Annotated in this window: 16 protein-coding genes; 10 read left to right on the top strand and 6 right to left on the bottom strand. The window is 64.0% G+C overall.

Annotated elements, in window-relative coordinates; genetic code table 11:
* The first annotated feature begins 2 nt into the window (after positions 1 to 2).
* Both E3O45_RS07975 and E3O45_RS07970 read left to right on the top strand, forming a co-directional pair.
* A complete protein-coding gene (locus E3O45_RS07975; protein WP_134442918.1) occupies positions 3 to 776 on the top strand; it encodes an SDR family NAD(P)-dependent oxidoreductase in 774 nt (257 codons plus the stop codon).
* A complete protein-coding gene (locus E3O45_RS07970; RefSeq protein WP_241985280.1) occupies positions 773 to 2,230 on the top strand; it encodes a four-carbon acid sugar kinase family protein in 1,458 nt (485 codons plus the stop codon). The genes E3O45_RS07975 and E3O45_RS07970 overlap by 4 nt, the downstream gene beginning before the upstream one ends.
* 11 nt (positions 2,231 to 2,241) lie before the next feature.
* On the opposite strand, the gene E3O45_RS07965 is transcribed toward E3O45_RS07970, so the two are convergent.
* The 5 genes from E3O45_RS07965 to E3O45_RS07945 form a co-directional block, all read right to left on the bottom strand.
* Positions 2,242 to 3,066 carry a DeoR/GlpR family DNA-binding transcription regulator gene (locus E3O45_RS07965; RefSeq protein ID WP_134442917.1) on the bottom strand — a complete coding sequence of 275 codons (825 nt, stop codon included), beginning with the start codon at positions 3,064 to 3,066 and terminating at the stop codon, positions 2,242 to 2,244.
* 5 nt (positions 3,067 to 3,071) lie between these two features.
* Positions 3,072 to 4,577 (bottom strand): GntP family permease, encoded by a 1,506-nt coding sequence (locus E3O45_RS07960; RefSeq protein ID WP_166789435.1) that lies wholly within the window; start codon positions 4,575 to 4,577, stop codon positions 3,072 to 3,074.
* A 360-nt stretch (positions 4,578 to 4,937) separates the two neighbouring features.
* A complete protein-coding gene (locus E3O45_RS07955; protein WP_134442916.1) occupies positions 4,938 to 5,312 on the bottom strand; it encodes a rhodanese-like domain-containing protein in 375 nt (124 codons plus the stop codon).
* Positions 5,305 to 5,916: a bifunctional 4-hydroxy-2-oxoglutarate aldolase/2-dehydro-3-deoxy-phosphogluconate aldolase gene (locus E3O45_RS07950; RefSeq protein WP_134442915.1), complete on the bottom strand. Its 612-nt coding sequence runs from the start codon at positions 5,914 to 5,916 to the stop codon at positions 5,305 to 5,307. The genes E3O45_RS07955 and E3O45_RS07950 overlap by 8 nt, the downstream gene beginning before the upstream one ends.
* Before the next feature lie 9 nt (positions 5,917 to 5,925).
* Positions 5,926 to 6,822 carry a sugar kinase gene (locus E3O45_RS07945; RefSeq protein ID WP_134442914.1) on the bottom strand — a complete coding sequence of 299 codons (897 nt, stop codon included), beginning with the start codon at positions 6,820 to 6,822 and terminating at the stop codon, positions 5,926 to 5,928.
* A 156-nt stretch (positions 6,823 to 6,978) separates the two neighbouring features.
* Between E3O45_RS07945 and E3O45_RS07940 the strand changes: the two genes are divergently transcribed.
* The 8 genes from E3O45_RS07940 to E3O45_RS07905 all read left to right on the top strand — a co-directional run bounded on the left by E3O45_RS07940 (position 6,979) and on the right by E3O45_RS07905 (position 15,510).
* The gene (locus E3O45_RS07940; protein ID WP_241985279.1) at positions 6,979 to 8,265 is read left to right on the top strand and encodes an alanine racemase; all 1,287 of its coding nucleotides are present in this window, start codon (positions 6,979 to 6,981) and stop codon (positions 8,263 to 8,265) included.
* A 140-nt stretch (positions 8,266 to 8,405) separates the two neighbouring features.
* Positions 8,406 to 9,665 (top strand): ABC transporter substrate-binding protein, encoded by a 1,260-nt coding sequence (locus E3O45_RS07935; RefSeq protein WP_166789434.1) that lies wholly within the window; start codon positions 8,406 to 8,408, stop codon positions 9,663 to 9,665.
* A gap of 82 nt (positions 9,666 to 9,747) precedes the next feature.
* A complete protein-coding gene (locus E3O45_RS07930; protein WP_166789433.1) occupies positions 9,748 to 10,671 on the top strand; it encodes a carbohydrate ABC transporter permease in 924 nt (307 codons plus the stop codon).
* The gene (locus tag E3O45_RS07925; RefSeq protein WP_134442910.1) at positions 10,668 to 11,504 is read left to right on the top strand and encodes a carbohydrate ABC transporter permease; all 837 of its coding nucleotides are present in this window, start codon (positions 10,668 to 10,670) and stop codon (positions 11,502 to 11,504) included. Before E3O45_RS07930 ends, E3O45_RS07925 begins: the two co-directional genes overlap by 4 nt.
* A gap of 5 nt (positions 11,505 to 11,509) precedes the next feature.
* Positions 11,510 to 12,691 carry an ABC transporter ATP-binding protein gene (locus E3O45_RS07920; protein WP_134442909.1) on the top strand — a complete coding sequence of 394 codons (1,182 nt, stop codon included), beginning with the start codon at positions 11,510 to 11,512 and terminating at the stop codon, positions 12,689 to 12,691.
* A gap of 1 nt (position 12,692) precedes the next feature.
* The gene (locus tag E3O45_RS07915; RefSeq protein ID WP_166789432.1) at positions 12,693 to 14,279 is read left to right on the top strand and encodes an amidohydrolase family protein; all 1,587 of its coding nucleotides are present in this window, start codon (positions 12,693 to 12,695) and stop codon (positions 14,277 to 14,279) included.
* Between the two features lie 60 nt (positions 14,280 to 14,339).
* Positions 14,340 to 15,071 (top strand): IclR family transcriptional regulator, encoded by a 732-nt coding sequence (locus E3O45_RS07910; protein WP_134442908.1) that lies wholly within the window; start codon positions 14,340 to 14,342, stop codon positions 15,069 to 15,071.
* Positions 15,072 to 15,123: 52 nt separating this feature from the next.
* A complete protein-coding gene (locus tag E3O45_RS07905; protein ID WP_134442907.1) occupies positions 15,124 to 15,510 on the top strand; it encodes a RidA family protein in 387 nt (128 codons plus the stop codon).
* A gap of 104 nt (positions 15,511 to 15,614) precedes the next feature.
* Here E3O45_RS07905 and E3O45_RS07900 read toward each other — a convergent pair whose 3' ends face one another.
* Positions 15,615 to 16,277, bottom strand: a complete 663-nt coding sequence (locus E3O45_RS07900) for a leucine-rich repeat domain-containing protein (protein ID WP_166789431.1) — start codon at positions 16,275 to 16,277, stop codon at positions 15,615 to 15,617.
* Positions 16,278 to 16,561 lie beyond the last annotated feature (284 nt).

Genomic DNA, 16,561 nt, shown 5'->3' with positions numbered 1-16,561 from the left:
CCGTGAGCGACATTACTTTTCCCACCGACCGCACGGCAGTCTTGACCGGTGCCGCCTCCGAACGCGGAATCGGCCGGGCAACGGCCGACAAGCTTGCCTCGCTCGGCTGGTCGATTGCCATCGTCGACATTGACGGCGATGCGGCGCGAGAGGCGGCCGCCGCGATTACGGCGGCTCGCGGCATCCGTGCGATCGGCGTCGCTGCCGATGTCTCGGACAAGGAATCGGTCAACGCGGCCATCACCGAAATCGAGGCCGCGATGCCACCGATCGTGGGCCTCGTGAACCTCGCCGGCATCAGCTCACCCACCGAATTCATGAATGAAACCGTTGAGGCCTGGGACCGCGTCTTCGCCATCAACATGCGCGGCTCGTTCCTAGTCTCTCAGCGCGTGCTCGCCGGCATGATCGAGCGGCATCTCGGCCGCATCGTGAGTATCTCCTCCATCTCCGCCCAGCGCGGTGGCGGCACCTACTCCAAGGTCGCCTACAGCGCCTCCAAGGCCGCCATCATCGGCTTCACACGCGCCCTGGCCCGCGAAATGGGCCAGCACAACATCACCGTGAACGCCGTGGCTCCCGGCCCGATCGACACCGACATCATGGGCGGCACCCTCTCAGACGAGCGCAAAAACGCTATGTCCGCCGATATTCTCATGGGACGCGTCGGCACCCGCGACGACGTCGCCGCGCTGATCGCCTTTCTGCTGAGTGCGGACGCCGGCTACATCACCGCAGCGACCTACGACATCAACGGCGGGCTGCAGGTTTCATGAGCCCCACCGACGGCGCCGGGCGGATGCTCGCCCAGGAGCTGCTGGCGGGGTTCCCCGCTGAAGTGGAAGTGCTGGCTCAGGATGTCGCCGCCGTTGTGGCCGCAACCGGTCGCGTTCTGATCGTGCTCGATGACGACCCCACCGGAACCCAGTCGGTAGCCGACCTGCCGGTACTCACCCACTGGGAGCCCGAAGACTTTCGCTGGGCGCTCGGCCTCGGGGCGCCGGCGATCTATGTGCTCACCAATACGCGCAGCCTGGAACCCAGCGCGGCCGCCGAGCGCAACCGCCAGGTCGTCACCAATGCGCTCGCCGCCGCCGACGGGGCCGCGCTGGCTTTCGTCAGCCGGGGGGATTCAACCCTGCGTGGTCACTTTCCGCTCGAACCCGACGTCATCGCCGAGACTCTGCGCAGCCGCGCCGGGGCGGAGACCGATGGCGTTGTGATCGTTCCAGCTTTTCCGGATGCCGGGCGGGTGACCATCGGCGGGGTGCACTACATGCGCTCCGCGGCCGATGAGCTCACTCCCATCGCCGACACCGAGTTCGCCCGGGACGCAACGTTCGCCTTCGCGCACTCGCGCCTGGCCGACTACGTCGAGGAAAAAAGCGGCGGACGGCTGCCGGCCTCGGCCGTCATCGGCATCGACCTGGCAATTTTGCGCGCCGGCCCCGGAGCGATCGCAGCCGCGATCGAGCCCGCCACCGATGAAACCTCGATCGTCGTCGACGCGGCCACCGAAAATGACCTGCGCCTGCTGGCCCTCGGCCTTGACGAAGCAGAGCGGCGCGGCAAACGACTGATCTACCGGGTGGGCCCGCCGTTTGTGCGGGCACGCATCGGCCAGGACGTACGCCAACCGCTCAGCGCAGCGGATGCCTTCGGCGACACCGTTCCGGCCCGCGCGGGCGGCCTGATCGTCGTGGGCTCGCATGTAGCCATGACCACTCGCCAGCTCGACGCCCTCACGAGCGCGCACTCGGCGGCCCAGGTGGTTGAGATCGACGTTGCCGGGCTCCTCTCGCCCGATTCGCCGGCCGACCTGGGCGTGGTTGTCGACCGTGTGGTCGACGCACTTGCGGGCGCCGACGTCATCCTGCAGACCAGCCGGGTGCTGGTGAGCTCGACGGACCCGGCCGACAGTCTGCAAATCGCCCGAACAGTCTCCGCCGCGGTTGTCGAGGTCGTGCAAGGAGTGGTGGCGCGCACCCGTCCGCGGTTCGTTATCGCCAAGGGCGGTATCACCTCCTCGGATGTCGCCGCGCTCGGCCTGCAGATTCGCCACGCGATCGTGCGCGGGCCCATGTTGCCCGGCATCGTCTCGCTCTGGCAGCCGGTGAACGGGCCAGCAGCCGGCATCCCCTACATCGTGTTTGCCGGCAACGTCGGCGACGATGAATCGCTCCTCGCCGTCGTGCGCACACTCAGCGCGTTTGGTGTGGCGCCGGAGTAGTCCCGATTCGGTCAGCGAGGCTCGGCGCCCACCTCGACCGAGATGACGGCGACACCCTCCGACCGGTAACGGTCGAGGATGTCGTCGTCGACCTCGTTGGTGATCAGGGTCCACCCGTGCGGCAGTGGCGCCCAGGCCGGCACCGCGCCGCGGGCGAGCTTGCTCGCATCGGCCAGAACGACGACGCGGCGCGCGCGGCGGGCCGCCGTGTCTTTAACCTGAGCCTCAGACAGTGTTGGCTCGCCGACGCCATCGACGGGGTCAACGGCGTCGACCCCGAGAAAGGCGACGTCCACCATGTAGCGGCCGAGGGCGAGATCTGTGAGTGGCCCCACGAGCCCGTGGCTGGTGCGGGCCACCCGGCCGCCGGTGACGACGACATCGACGCCGGGAGCGGATGCGAGATACAGCGCGCTATCGAGGCTCCGGGTGACCACGGTGAGACCCTCGGCGTGCCAGAGCTGCCGAGCGACTTCCCCGCAGGTAGACCCGGCATCGAGAAAGATGGTGGCGCCTGGCGGCACGAGTTCGACGGCGCGGGCAGCAATCGCTACTTTTGCCGCGTGCTCAACGGTGACGCGGTCGCTGAGTTCACGCTCTCTAAACGGCGGTGCAGAGCTGGCGCCGCCGTAGGTGCGGGTGATGGCCCCGGTGGTGTTGAGGTGGGCCAGGTCGCGCCGCACGGTGGACCGTGAGATCTGGAGTGCGGTCGCGAGCTCGTCGACCCCCGTCGATCCGGCCCGCACCAGAGCGAGGAGTCGTTCGTGCCTCACCCGGGTGCCGCGTCGGTAATCGGTCGGCGCCGGGGCATCCGTTTTGCTGGGCCTGGTCGCCATGAGCGTTAGCCGAGGATCAGGTTTGCGAGGAACAAAAGCGGGATGGAACCGGCCCAGATGGCGGTGGTAATGCCCGACCAGCCCTTGAGCGCGCTCGTGCCTTCGAGACCGGTGAAGGTGGTGACGACCCAGAAGTAGGAGTCGTTGAAGTAGCTGAACACCATGGAACCAGCGGTGCAGGCCAGAACGGCGACGATGGGGTCGATGCCGAGGGTTGTGACCAACGGAGCGGAGACGGCGGCTGCAGTGATCATGGCGACGGTACCGGAGCCCTGGGCGATGCGCACGACGGTCGCGATGAGAAACGGGATGAGGAAGGCCGGCAGGTTGGTGGAACCGATCGCTTCGGCGAGGGCGTCGCCGACTCCAGAGGTGCGCAGAACCTGGCCGAGTGCGCCGCCGGCACCCGTGATGAGCAGAATGAGTCCAGCGGATGCGGCGGCCTCAGCGAGCCAGCCGTTGACCTTACCGCGCGGCGTCCAGCGGGGGAGGAGCACGTAGACGGCGAGCAGCATGCCGATGATGAGTGCGATCACCGGGTTTCCGATGAAGGCGAGGGGAACGACCCAGCCCGAGGGCACGTAGTCGCCGGTAAGGGCGCCCTGGGCGCTCTTGTCAATGGCGGTTCCGACGGTGTTGATCAGAATGAGCAACAACGGCACGGCGAGCGGAAGGCCGGCAAGCAGGGCGTTGACGCGATGCGGCTTGGCGCCAGCGGGCGGCGTGCCGAGGTCGGGTTCGTCGTCGGCCTCGAGCTCGGCGAAGAGTGAGCCGGCGTCGGTCGAGTCGGTGTCACGCTCGAGGGTTGCGGTGGTCGTCGTGGCGCTGCCGCCATGCGACTGGCGGGTCACGGCAACGGTGCCGTAGACGGCCTGGCGCACTGCGGGGGTCACCGAGGACTCGAGCTTGGGGCCGATCCACTTGGCGTAGAGCACCACGATGGGCAGCAATAGTACGGTGAAGATGCCGCCGACGACGATGACCATGCCGAGGTCAGCGCCCAGAATGCCGGCGACCGCGAGGGGTCCAGGGGTGGGCGGTACGAGGTGGTGGGTGAGGGTCATGCCGGCGCCGAGGGCGAGGGCGATGGTCACGTAGCCCCCGCGCTTGACCCGCGCGATCGAACGGGCCAGCGGGTTCATGATGACGTAGCCCGCGTCGCAGAATACGGGAACCGACACGATGGCGCCGACGCTGCCCATGGCCCAGGGCTCGCGGCCCTTTCCGAAGAGCTTCAGGAACGCCTGTGCTAGTGATTTCGCTGCGCCGGAGACTTCGAGGATCTTGCCGATTCCGACTCCCAGCCCGATCACGATGCCGATCGACGCGAGGGTGTTGCCGAACCCGGTGGTGATGGCGGTGACAATCTCGAGGGCCGGTTGGCCGGCAACGAAGCCGGTGACCAGGGCTGCCGCGAGGAGAGCCGCAAAGGCGTCCAAGCGGGTGCGGAGCACCAGAACTATGATCGTCGCAATCCCTAGAACGAGAGCGGCGATGAGTCTTATATCCACGGTGATATCTCCTTGAGCAGGGCGAGGCCCGGCAGCAGCGCGCGGACTTTTCCAGTATGTCTAATGAAGATGCGCAATGCAAGCGACTTGGTGGGTCATGCTGCGCTTTTCATTCACATCTGCTGAACACTTGCGCAAGTTTGAGGCGAAGAGATTTACCCAAAATTCTGTGGGAACGCACCCAAATGCACATGCCGGGCGAGATTAACGCGACACCGCTGGAGAAGCTTTTCGGACGCCGCGGAGCGTTCGATGAGATTGTCGCGGGGCGTGGAACGACCCCCTCTCGCTCGAGGTCCCGGGCTGGGCTGACGCGGTGCGGGAGGATCTGCTCTAAGCTGTCGAACCCTCGAGCGGATGCTACAGCGCCCCGCCCGCCGCCCCAACCAGCGGGTCCACCCGCGGATGCACAACGCCACCAGCGGTTTCGACCGCCAGCCCAGAGCGGTACCAGTACTCGAAGCCACCGATCATTTCACGCACTGAGTAACCGCGCGCGATGAGCGAAGCGGCCGCTCGGGTTGCACCGTTACACCCCGGGCCCCAGCCGTACACGACCACGGTGCGCCCGGCCGGAATGTCGTCAAGCAGACGAATGGCGCCCAGCGCATGCCCGTGATCCCAGGATGCCTGCTTGCGCGTGTCCACGAGAATGAATTCGCCCGAGTCCAGCCCGGCCGCCGCATCGAGCACGTCTACCTCGTAGGCGAGCTTTGCCGTCAGGTAGTCAAGCATGGGCGATGGCTGCGAGCAGCTTCAGCTGATCGGGATCGCCAAGTGCCGATCCCACGGCCACGGTGCGCACGCCACTAGCCAGAAAAATCTCAGCATTTGAGGCGTCCATGCCGCCCGTAGCCACGAATTTGGCCTGAGGAAAGGGGCCGGCCATGGTCGTGAACCAGGTCGGTCCCAGAACGCTGGCCGGAAAAGCCTTCAGCCAGGTCAGGCCCGAGGCAAGCGCGGCCTGCATCTCCGAAGCCGTGGCAACGCCGGGCAGAGGTGGCAGTCCAGCATCAAAAGACGCACGCACAATTGCCGGGTCATAGCCGGGGCTTACCGTGAATGCGGCCCCCGCATTGTGGGCCTGGCGCACGTGCTCAAGGGAGACGATCGTGCCGGCCCCGACCGATTTACCGAGCGAGGCACCGGCGGCCACCACGGCGCAGAGCGCATCGATATCGCGGTTCGACTGGATCGGTAGCTCGACACAGTCGATGCCGAGAGACCAGGCTTGCTGCGCCAGCTCCACGCTGCGGTCAACGCCGAAGCCACGCAGGATGGCCATCAAGCGCTGGCCGTCGAGCAGGGGGCTGAGTGATTCGTTCGATAGTGCGATCATGGGTGCCTCTCAGGTATGGATGTGCAGAAAATCGCTGGTGGATTGCAAGACCAGCACGGCCCGTTCGTGTCCGGCCTGCAGGCGCGCAGCGCTGTCATGGCCGTGCAGCAATGCGTTCAGGTACCCGGCGGCGAACGCATCACCAGCACCAACCACCTCAACGACGTCGGTCGGCGTGGCCGGAACAAACACGGTGCCCGCGGAGGAGTACTCGGTCGCGCCGACGTCGCCGTCCTTGACGATCAGGTACGGCACTCGGGCGAACATCGCGCGCACCTGGTCAGGTGTGCGAGTCTCCCAGAGGGTTCGGGCTTCATCGAGCCCCACAAAAACGATGTCGGCTCCGCTTGCTGAGTGCGCGAGCGCGGGCGCCGCCTGGGCGACGGTCCACAGGGCGCTGCGATAGTTCACGTCGAAGCTCAAAAGCGCTGGCGCTGCGGCGACCCGAGAAATTACGGCCTCGACCATAGCTGCACAACTTGCCGACAGTGCTTCTGTGATCCCCGAAAGGTGCACGAGCCGAGCGCTTTCCAGGGGAACCGAAGAGATCGTGTCGGCGTTCATGCCTGACGCCGCAGACCCGGCGCGAAAATATTGCACGCCATTGCCGGGGTCTTTGAAGTACACACCCGTGGGCGCTGAATCAACCCGTCGCACCCACCGAGTGTCCACGTGACGTTCACGCAGCAGCCGTTCAATCCGGCGACCAAGTGCGTCGTCGCCGAGCTGGCTGACCCAGGCTGCCGGGGTGCCCAAAGTGCTCAGGTGGGAGGCCACATTCGACTCTGCCCCACCAGCATCGAGCCGAAATGAGCTGGCCGTTTCGAGTGGCTCGGCCTCAAACGGCGTCACGAGCACCATGGTTTCGCCAATGGTGATCACGTCGGGGGGTGAGGTCTGGCTCATGGCTCCATAGTCAACTATGTGCGCGTATATTGCAACATCGTTGCAAATGCTGCAACATGCTGGCGCGCGGGCGCCGCGTCTGATTAGATAATCGATAATAGAAAATGCAACTGCATGTGCAAGGCATGCAACAATCTGGATCGGAACGGTGTCGTTGTGAGTGCAGATAACAAAGTGGATGGCTCCCTGCTGTCGCCGCGCGACAAGGGGCTCCCGGCACGCGCTGCCGGAATGAGCGTCGAGCACTTCCTGGCCACCACGCCACGGCTATCCGAATTCTGGACCCCGCTCCTCGTGCTCAGCGATGACGCCCTCGCTCACAATCTGGCCGTCATGGCTGACTGGTGCACGCGGCACGGCTTCTCGCTCATGCCGCACGGCAAGACCACCATGGCGCCGACTCTTTGGCAGCGCCAACTCGAGGCCGGGGCCTACGGCATCACCCTTGCCACGGCGGGGCAGGTGCGCATAGCCCGCGACTTTGGCTTCGGTTCGATCATGCTGGCCAACGCGCTGACGGATGCCCGCGGCTTGCGTTTCGTCGCTGCCGAACTCGCCGACCCGGCCTTCTCCTTCAGCTGCTGGGTCGACTCCGTCGAGACCGTCGAGCTCATGGAGCGGGCGCTCACCGGCGTCGAGCTCGCCCGGCCGATCAATGTTTGCGTGGAACTTGGCGCCGCCGGCGGCCGCACGGGAGCGCGAACCGCGGCCGACGCGCGTGTCGTGGCCAAACGCATCCGTCAATCAGCGGTGCTCCGTCTGGCGGGTGTCGCGGGCTACGAGGGCTGCCTCGCGCACGATCGCAGCGAGCAAGGACTCGCAGCCGTGCGCGGATACCTCGAAAAAATGCTTGCGCTGCACGCGAGCCTGGCCGATGACTATGACGACCAGGAGGTCATTCTCACCGCCGGCGGCAGTGCCTACTTCGACATCGTCGACGAGGTCTTCAACGCCGTGAACAACCCGCTTCCCCGCACCCGGTACGTGCTGCGCTCTGGTGCCTACCTCACGCACGATGACGGCTTCTATCGAGGAATCTCGCCGCTCGACTCGTCACGTCTCGACGACCCCGATCCGGCGCAGGCGCTCCGACCGGCTATGCGCGGGCTCGCGCGCGTAGTGTCCCGACCCGAGCCGGGCCTCGCGCTCCTCGATGCCGGCAAGCGCGATTTTCCCTACGACGAGGGGCTGCCAGTGCCGTTCGCTTGTTCGCCAGACCTGGGCTCAGCCGGGTCGACGAAGCTCGCCGGGGCATCCGTCAGTGCGATGAACGACCAGCACAGCTTTCTGCGGCTCGAGCCGCAGCAGGAGCTCGCCATCGGAGCGGTGGTCACCCTCGGGCTGTCGCACCCCTGCACCGCCTTCGATAAATGGCGGTACATCCCGGTCGTACAGAGCGCGCAGTCCGACCTCGTCGTTGGTCTGGTCCAAACCTATTTCTGACCAAATGTGCAATATACGCACATAGTCGTGCAAATGTTACAAACCCGCAACATGCCGCGCTTCCGCCCGACCCAGGGCTGCACGATACTGAGTTCACAGCATCTGCAACATGCGTTGCAGTATATGCACAAGGAGGAAACGTGAAGGTTCTTAAGACAGTCCCGATCGCCGCAGTCGCGGTCGTCGCACTTGCACTCTCGGGTTGCGCAGGCGGTGGCGACGAAGCCGCCGAAACAACTGCCGCCGGTACGTTATCTGTGGCCACCTGGCAGTTTCTGGAGCCCACCCGCGGCGACGCCCTGTTTGACACCATCAACGGTTTCACGGCCGACAACCCCGATGTCACGCTCGAAAAGGTCGAGATCGCTCGGGCCGACTACGAAAAGACCCTCAGCACGCAATTTGGTGCCGGGGCTGGTCCCGACGTGTTCGTGATTCCCGACGCTTACTTCCCCCAGCTTGCGGATGCTGGCCTGCTCGAACCGCTCGACGACGTCGTCAGCGAAGCTGATCCCGCCGGGTTGCGCAGCATCAACGACAACTACGCCGTCGACGGCAGCCAGCTCGGCCTGGTCTGGGAAGTCGTTCCCTATTCTTTGTTCTGGAACACCGACATCCTCACCGCAGCCGGTGTCGAGCCGCCGACCACCGTCGACGAGCTGATCACCGCTGCGGCCACGATCACTGAGACCACCGGCAAGACCGGGTTCTCGGTGCGTCACCAGATGAACGAAGAAACCCCGTGGTGGACCGACCAGTCCAACTGGGAGTTCGGCTACGGCGGTGAGTGGTCCGACGGCGAGAACCTCACCATAGACTCCACCGAAAACGTCGAAGCCGTCGAAGCCTTCAAGTCGGTCTATGACTCCCCGGGCTTCGGCAAGGGCCAGGACGCCTCCACCTACCGTTCGGCTTTCGCGGCCGGTGAACTGGGAATGTCCATCGACAACTCCTCCGCCGTCATGACCCTCGTCGGCGATGCCGTTCCCGCCGACAAGATCGGCTCGGCCGTCCTGCCCTTCCCCGAGGGTGGCTCCGCCTACGCGGGCTTCGCCATCGGCATCAACGCTAACTCCGAGAACAAGGAAGCGGCCAAGGACTTCATCAAGTGGATGCTTTCCGACGACGCCCAGCAGAGCCTCGCCGATACGCTCTTCCCGTCGGCGATTGCCACCGAAGTTGACGCGTCCGACGAGCTGCTCAGCGCCAACCCCTGGGTCGGCGCGTTCCACGAACAGGTCAACAACGCCAGCAGCGTGATCATCGCCGGATTCGAGGCAGACACCTCGGCCATCCGCACGATCGTGCTCACGCAGATCGAACGCGTGCTCACCGAGGGCGTGTCCGCCGAGGACGCCCTCGCGGAAGCGCAGAAACAGGCCGAAGCACTCACGCAGTAGTACAGCCTGAACGGGTGCGATGGTTGCCGTTCGCCATCGCACCCGTGCAGGGTCGATTCCCGCCCGACTTCCGAGGAGTCGCATGGTCTCCGTAATTCCGCAGACGCGGCCCGCACGTGTCAAGAAACGCGCACGCTTGGCCCCGTACATCTTCATCGGCCTCGCCGTGCTCTACTTGCTCTTCTTCACGGCGTACCCGCTGCTGACCGGGGTGAACCTCAGCTTCACGAATAGCAAGCTGCTCAACCCCTCGGCCGGAACCTACGTCGGGTTCGACAATTACACCTCGCTCATCGCAAGCGGCGCGTTCATGAAGTCCGTTTACACGACGCTCGTCTACACCGCTGCCACCGTGGTCGGGTGTCTCGTTCTCGGTACCGCGTCGGCGCTCGTGATCAATGGATTCCTGCCCGGTCGGGCGATTGCCCGCACCATCATGGTGCTGCCCTGGGCGGTGCCGACCGTTGCCCTCGCACTCGTCTTTCGGTGGATCTACAACGACACCAACGGCATCGCGGGCGACGCTACTCAGGCGCTCGGGCTCGGTCAGATCGGCTGGCTCATCGACCCGAATTACGGAATGCTCGCGGTCGTGATCGCGACGGTCTGGAAACTCGCACCCTTCGTCATGCTCATCGTGCTCGCTGCGCTGCAGTCCGTTCCCGAAGAACTGTACGAGGCCACGCGCGTTGACGGGGCGGATGCCTTCACCACGTTCAAACAGATCGTCCTGCCGCAGATCGCCCCCACGATGCGCGTCGTGGCCCTGCTCATGACGATCTGGTCCTTTCGCCGCTTCGAAATTATCTGGCTGCTCACCGGTGGCGGTCCGGTCGACGCAACGACGACTATCGTGATCAACGTCTACCGGCAGGCATTCAACAACGGAAACCTCGGGCTGGCTGCAGCCGCCGGAGTGCTGGGTCTGCTCCTTTCCTTCATCGTCACCGTCGTCTACTTTTTCGTCGAACAACGCGCGATCAAAGCAAACGGGGCTGAATCATGATCGGCAGGCGCAATCTCACGATCGGGGTACGTTCAGTGCTGGCCCTTCTGCTCGTGATCCTCGCGGGGTTTCCCGTGTTTTGGATGATCAACACGGCGATGACGCCGACCGGAGATCTTTACTCCAACAACCAACGGCTCATCCCCGATTTCAGTCGCACCCTGAATATCTTCCAGGTGCTTGTGAGCGACTCCCCGTTCCTGCGCTGGTTAGGCAATTCCGCGCTCGTGGCTGCCGGAACGACATTGCTGAGCTTGTTGCTGGCGTGCCTGGCCGCCTATGCGCTGTCCCGCTACAAATTCGTCGGCAAGGGTCTGATGACCTTCGGCTTCTTCGCCACACAAATGCTGCCCGAAGCCCTGCTCATCGTTCCCCTCTATTCCATGTTCATGACCCTTGGACTGCTCAACGAGCTCTATGGGCTCGTGCTCGTGAACACGGCCTTCGCTATGCCCGTCGCCGTGTTCCTGCTGAAATCGGCCATGGACACCGTGCCCTACGAGATCGAGGAATCCGCGCGGGTCGACGGCTGCAATCCGCTCACGATTCTGCAGGTCATGTTCATCCCTCTCATTGCGCCCTCCCTCGCGGCCGCGGCCGTCATTACCTTCTTCGACGGCTGGAACGAATACCTCTTCGCGACAACGTTTATCCATGACACGTCGAATTGGGTCGCCTCCACGGGGTTGGCCTCCTTCATCGGGGAATTCACCACGCCGCTCGACATGGTCTTCAGCGGGGCGATTGTCTTCACGATTCCCGCGGCCATTTTCTTCCTTCTAATGCAACGCAAGATTGTCGCCGGTCTCACCGCCGGCTCTGTGAAAGGCTGACCCCGATGGCATCGCTCACATTTGACGCCCTGTCCAAGACTTATGGCGCCAACACCGTCATCAGCGACTTCAGCGCCACCGTCGAAGACAAGGAATTTCTCGTTTTGCTCGGTCCGTCCGGCTGCGGCAAATCCACCATGCTGCGCATGATCGCCGGTCTCACCGACATCAGCTCCGGCACCCTGAAATTCGGCGACGACCTGGTCAACGCGCTCACTCCCAAGCAGCGCAATATCGCGTTCGTGTTTCAGTCCTATGCTTTGTACCCCCACATGACTGTGCGGGCCAACATCGCGTTCCCGCTCATCATGGACAACTTTCGCTGGTGGCACCACTTTCCATTCGTAGGCTCGGCGATCAGATCGCGCCTACTGAAACGCCCAGACATAAAGGCGAAGATCGAGCGCACCGCCGAGATGCTCGAGCTCACCGACTACCTCGAACGGCGACCGAAAGCGCTTTCCGGCGGCCAGCGTCAGCGAGTGGCCGTGGCCCGGTCCATCATTCGTGAGCCGGCGATCTACCTCTTCGACGAACCGTTGTCCAACCTCGATGCCAAACTGCGCATGCAGATGCGGGCCGAAATTTCTGCCCTGCACGAGCGTGTGCAGAAAACGTTCGTGTACGTCACCCATGACCAGGTCGAAGCGATGACGATGGGCACGCGCATCATCGTGATGAACGAGGGCGTCGTGCAGCAGTACGGTACGCCCGCCGAGATCTATGGTGCACCGGCCAACGAATTCGTGGCCCGTTTTATCGGGTCGCCGCCCATGAACATCTTTACCGCCACTGTGCGCGAGGGTCTGCTCTATGTCGGCGACGCGCCGGTGCGAAATTCTGCCGGCTGGGCGGCATCCGTTTCTGCTCTCGGTCTGGAGACGGTATCTCTCGGCGTGCGGGCGGAGAAAATCGGGCTCAAGTCCGACGCGCCTGCCGGTGATCTGCTCTCGATCGAGGCGCACACTCTCGTGGTCGAACACCTCGGCGCCGAGACCATCGTTGGTGTCAAGACCGGGCCGGTCGGTGCCACGGTTGACGTGGGTGTCGGGGCCAGCCGTGGTTTGCACTACGCGCGCATCGCCGGTGAAGAGCAATTCACGACCAACAGTTCGTGCCGAATCACGTTTGCCAGCGATGCGTTGCACCTATTTCACCCCGAATCCGGCACCCGGCTGGAGCCCTGACATGTCCGGTTCGGCACGCCAGGTCTTGCGTAACGGCATGATCGTCGACGGCAGCGAGGGGGAGCCCTACCTGGCCGATCTGGCTATTCGCGGTGACCGCATCGAAGCCGTCGGTGATGTTCCGGCCGAAAGTGGGGACGTCGACGTGGATTGCACGGGACGGCTGCTGATGCCCGGATTCGTGGACGCGCATTCGCATGGCGACGGCAAGGTGTTTGATCCCGACGTGCAGCTCGCGCTGCTGCGCCAAGGCGTGACCACCCTCATCGGCGGCCAGGACGGGGTCTCCTATGCGCCCGGAAACGGGCACTATGCAGCGGAGTATTTTGCGGCCATCAATGGCCCCCACCCGACTTATCGCGGTTCACGTGTGTCACATCTTCTGACCACCTACGATCACACGACTCGAATCAACGTTGCCTACCTCGTGCCGGCGGGAACTGTGCGCCATGAAGTGATGGGCCGAAGCACGGCCACGGCCACCGCCCAGGAGATGGGCCGCATGCGCTACCTCATTACTGAGGGGTTGCGCGATGGCGCCGTTGGCTTGTCGAGCGGTCTCGATTACGTGCCTGGGCTCTACTCGGATACGGCCGAGCTGACCGCACTGTGTGAGCCTGTCGCGGCAGCAGGCGCGGTCTACGTCACTCACATGCGCGGCGGCTATGAAGCCAACTCGGCTGCCGGCGTCAGCGAGATCGCCGCGATCAGCCGGCACTCCGGAGTGCGAACCCACATCTCCCATTTCCACGCCGCAGCCGACACTCTCCTCCCAATCCTGGCGGGGCTGCGCAACGATGGCATTGACACCACGTTTGATGCCTACCCCTATACGCGCGGATGCACGCTGCTAGCTATGCCGCTACTGCCGCCGGAGCTTGCCATTCGCCCGGTGGACGAAATTCTCGTTGAACTGGCCAGCCCCAAGACGCGCGCTGCGTTGCGTCGGGACTGGTTTCCTCTCGTCGATCAGAAACCGAGTCTCGGGCCGGAATGGCCCACCATGATCACCCTGGGCCACATTCGCGCGCCCGAGTATGCGTGGGCCCACGGCCTGACGATTGCCGAGGGAGCCGTGCGGGCCGGAGTTGACGTGATCGACTTCGCCCTCGACGTGCTGCTGGCCTCGCAGCTTGAGGTCAATGCGATCATGGCGGTGCGTTATGCCCGCCCGGTGGCGGAACTGGGGCGCATCCTCTCCCATGATCAGCACGTCGGCGGGTCTGACGGCATCTTCGTCGGGGCACACCCGCATCCGCGAGCGCACGGAACATTCGCCCGATACCTTCGTGAGTTCGTGCGCGAACACAATTTCTACACCTGGGCTGTCGCGGTAGCCCACCTGGCGACTCGGCCGGCCGAGATCTTCCAGTTGGGTCAACGCGGGAGGTTGGCACCCGGTCAGATCGCCGACCTGATCGTCGTCGATCCCGCTGCGGTCGTTGATCGTGCTACCTACGAGCACCCCCTCACCCTCGCCACCGGCATCGGCGATGTCTTCGTCGCGGGGGAGCGGGTGCTACGCGACGGCCACCTCACCGAGGTGCTGCCCGGTCGGGGATTACGGCGCGTTCCAATTGGGCGATAACGTCACAGTGTTGCAGTATTTGCATCATTCAGTTCGGTACTAAAACGGAAAAGTGGTCACATGTCGAAGAGTGTTCGTCGCGCTGCGCTCATCATCGACTCCATTGCGGAGGGGCCGAAGACGGTGGTGGAGCTATCTGAAATGTTCGAGCTGCACCGATCCACCATGTTCCGCGAGCTGCAGTCGTTGGAAGAGGTCGGGTACGTGCATCGACGTAAATCCGGCCAGTACACCCTCGGGTTGCACCTCATCTCGCTCTCCAAGCTGGCATTCGACAACCTGGACCTGCGCGAGGCAGCCCACGATCACATCCGTCGGCTGCACAAGACGGTCGGCAATACCGTGCACCTGGCCGCACTGATGGAGAGCAGCATCGTCTACGTTGACAAGGTCGAAGACCCCAACGGTGTGCGCATGTACTCCCGCATCGGCAAGGCGGTTTTGCCCTACTGCAGCGGCGTCGGCAAGGCCATCCTGGCCGGCCTCGACGAGAGCGGTCGGAATGCGGTACTGGCAGGGTCGACCTGGGAGAAATTCACAGAACACACCATTACCTCCCGGGATGCCCTCGACCGTGAGCTGGACATCATTAAGAAACAACGGTGGGCCGCCGATGACGGGGAGTTTGAAGACTTCGTCAATTGTGTGGCCGTGCCGATCCATTCTTCGATGGGTGTGGTCGGCGCATTGTCAGTCACAGCCATCCGCATGGTGCAGAACCTGCACCAGCTCAAGGCGCACCTCCCCTTGATGCAAAAGACTGCCGAGCTCATTTCTCGAGAGCTCGGATGATACAGGGTTCGGCGCCACAACTGTGGCACGCACCCACCACGAAAGGAACAACATGACAAAAATCGCCATCAGAACCGCCAACGCTCCCCAGCCGGCCGGCCCCTACAGCCAGGGTGTCGTAGCCAACGAGTTCTTCTACAGCGCCGGTTTCGGCCCGCAGCACCCCGAGACCGGCGAGAAAGCCGAGACAGTGGGCGAGCAGACACGCCAGGTGTTGCGCAACATCTCAGCTGTGCTCGCCGAACGCGGACTCACCCTTGATGACTCCGTCAAGGTCACCGCACACCTGCAGAACCTCAACGAGGACTTCGGCGAGTTCAACGAGGCCTACAAGGAGTTCTTCACCGCCCCGTTCCCCGTGCGTACCACGGTCGGCTCCCAGCTTGCCAACATTCTCGTCGAGATTGATGTGGTCGCGGTCCTGCCAGCCGGCGCATAGCCGCAGCGGTCGTAACCGCGTCGGCTGCACGGCTGGGGATGCGCATCAGGCGCCTACCCCGCCGTCTCGCCGGCGCCCGACGCCAGCGCGGCACGCAGCCTGAGTCACGAATACGCCACAGCGGCATAACCTCTCCAGGTCGGCGATGTGAACCCCGCAGCCTGGTAGTACCCGGTGACGCCATCATCAAAGGATGAAAGCTCAGCGCCGAAAATCGACGGCGCTGCACTGACGAACGTCACCGAGGCCAGGGGCGACCCCGTGAACTCGCCGGCACCGATACTGCGCACCGACGCCGGAATGGCAACAGCGGTCAGCTTGGTGTGCGCAAACGTCCAGTCGCCAATATTCGTCAAGCCGTCATGCAGCGTGACCGAGGTGAGCGGATTATAGGTAAACGCGTCGCCTTCGAGCACGGTTACAGACGCCGGAATGTCGAGATGACTCAGCCGGTTCCACCCGAAGGCAGCATCACCAATGTGGGTCAGCGAGTTCGGAAGGGACACGGTCGTCAGCCTGTTTTCGAAGAACGCCTCGTGACCAATATCGGTCACGTTCGCGCCGATCGTGAGTACTGTGAGACCGGCGCGCGCGAAGGCCTCCGCTTCAATGGCGGTAACGAGGTAGATCTCGCCGTCGTGTTCGACCGAGTCGGGAATGACGACGGTCGAGGAGATGCGGTTATAGCGAAGCGCGGTCAGCGTGCCGGCTGCTGCGCCCAGTCCGTAGGTGATGCCGTTGCCCGCCAGGAAAGTCGGTGCGGTCACTACGCTCTGACGCCGTATCCCGCCAGCGGATGCCGCAGCCACCCCCGAGAGATACCGTCGCGTTGCTGAGATCAGAGCTGGCACTGCTGCCCTCCAAATAGGACCACTGGCCCACCGGACGTGCGGATGCGCCGAAACCTGAGCCTATGTCCAAGGCTGTCCAGTTGCCCCCGCTTTAGCCTGAATCCACCGGTCGGCCTCTGAAGAATTCTTGATTTGGGCTCGATCCTCTTTCGTAGTTTTGGGCGCGGTCAAGCTTGGGGCCTCGATGCCTGGGTGTTCCA

This window comes from Cryobacterium sp. TMS1-20-1, from assembly GCF_004402355.1.
Taxonomy (GTDB): Bacteria; Actinomycetota; Actinomycetes; order Actinomycetales; family Microbacteriaceae; genus Cryobacterium; species Cryobacterium levicorallinum.
The sequence above is the reverse complement of the archived record's forward strand: the minus strand, read 5'-3'. Positions and strand labels throughout refer to the sequence as shown.